Annotated in this window: 2 protein-coding genes; both read left to right on the forward strand. The window is 56.6% G+C overall.

The genetic code is table 11. The features are described 5' to 3' along the window. Positions 1 to 124 precede the first annotated feature (124 nt). Positions 125 to 1,321, forward strand: coding sequence for an ImmA/IrrE family metallo-endopeptidase (locus tag NW856_RS10515; RefSeq protein ID WP_414400183.1), 1,197 nt, complete (start codon positions 125 to 127; stop codon positions 1,319 to 1,321). 9 nt (positions 1,322 to 1,330) lie between these two features. Continuing rightward, positions 1,331 to 1,669, forward strand: coding sequence for a hypothetical protein (locus tag NW856_RS10520; RefSeq protein ID WP_414400182.1), 339 nt, complete (start codon positions 1,331 to 1,333; stop codon positions 1,667 to 1,669). Positions 1,670 to 1,866 lie beyond the last annotated feature (197 nt).

A 1,866-nucleotide genomic window follows, 5' to 3' on the forward strand; every position in this document is an offset into this window, starting at 1 on the left:
GTCAACATTTTAGGTGTGGGTACAGCGGCCTAGTTTGAGTCGAAATGACCATAAACACCCTGAAAGCCTGCTGATGAACACCGACTGCCTTTGGGTTACTACAGTGGAGCACATCGTGCTGCCTATGATCAACGTTGGTTACATCCAGTTACTCCGCGAATACAAGGGCTTAAGCCAGGCCGATCTGGCTAACAAAGTTGGGCTGCCCCTGCAGGCCATTGCGGCCTGTGAGAAAGGGGAGTGCATGCCCTCCATTGGTCAGTTGGCTGCTGTTGCCCGTGCGCTGGGGGTGCCGCTTGAGGTCTTCTTCGAACAAAATGCCGCTTGTCCCCCACCGCCCGACTGTGATGGTCAGGCCAAGTCCAAGGGATCCATCCCACCAGCGCAGACGGAACCGACTCTGTTATTTAGAGCAGATGACCCAAAAGTTCTCACCCCCGCGCTCAAAGCTCTGGTGCTTAAGCGAGCCCTAGCCTATGCCGAGATCGAGGAGGAGATTGGTGAGGTTGCTGTGTCACCGCCCCAAATGCCGGTGGAGACCTATGATCCACATGCAGTGGAGCGCTACGCTGGGGACGTGCGAGACTTTCTAGGGGTAGAACATGCTCCTCTGGGAGATGTCATTGCCCGACTTGAGGAGCGCGGTTTGAAGATCCTCCTGACCCCCCTGCCAGCCCGTGTCAGTGGGCTCTCAGCTTACACCGAGTCGCTTGGAGCAGTTATCGTCGTCAACGACAATCACCCTGTTGAACGGCAGTTTTTCACCGCTCTACACGAGTTGGCTCACCTCATCTGCCATCGCCAGGACTTCGCGCACCCAGAAAAGGCTGTGGATGGCAAGCTGTTCGTGACAGCGGTGCGGAGCACTAGGGAGAAACTCGCCAACCATTTGGCCGGGGCAGTGCTGCTGCCGCGTGACGTCCTTGAGCGAGAACTTCAGGCATTCCGCCACCGCTGGGTTCCTGAGGCCATGCTGCTTGACCTCAAGCTCCGCTACGGCGTCAGCATGCGAACTGTCCTGGTGCGAGCCGCTCAAATTGGTATCATTTCTCGCAAGCAATGTGGCCAACAGATCGGTGTACTGAACAAGAAATACGGAAAATACAAAGAGCCGCTTGAGCTACGGCGCGAGTTTTACAACCCGGCTTGGCAGAACGACCAGAGCCAACTGCCCAAATCCCGCCTTGAGCGGCTGGTGTTTCAGGCTCTCTCCCTTGAGGTTGTGAGCGCTTCCCGAGCTGCAGAAGTGCTGGGGGTTTCAATGGAGTATATCCGCAAGCGAGCTTCGTTTTGGTGGTCGAACGGCGCAAGTGCTCTTTAGCAGCCCCTAATGACCTTGCTTTCTGACGCCAACATCCTCATTGACTTCGCCAAGGTTGGGGGGCTGGAATCCTTAGCGAGGTTGGCAAGTCTGGAGGTGCTTGACGTGGTACTGGCAGAAGTCGATGACCCTTGCAAGTCCCAGGTTCTTGCTTTGGGCGTGCAGGTTGTCCAGGTGCAGGAAACGTGGCTTCCAGAGGCAATGGTTCTGAAGAAAAGTGGGTTGTCGATAGCTGACGCATTGTGTCTTCACTACTGCCGTACCAGCAGCTCTACGCTCCTCTCCAACGATGGCCGGTTGCGCAGAGCTTGCGCGGAGAGCGGCGTTGCCGTCCACGGCAGCCTTTGAGTAGTGTGTGAGCTCTATAACCAAAAGGTTTGTCTGCCGGAGGTACTGTGCAACTGGCTGGATCGCTGGGAGAAGGAGTTGAAAGCTCGCCTCCCTGCTGACGAGTTGGCCCAGGTGCGACAGGTTTTAGGATGTATCTCAGGTTCGTAGCGCCAGCACCCACCCTCAAGTCCCGGCAGTCCAGGTGTTGCCGTACT

The organism is Synechococcus sp. R3-13, assembly GCF_047462195.1.
In the GTDB taxonomy this organism is placed as follows: Bacteria; Cyanobacteriota; Cyanobacteriia; order Thermostichales; family Thermostichaceae; genus Thermostichus.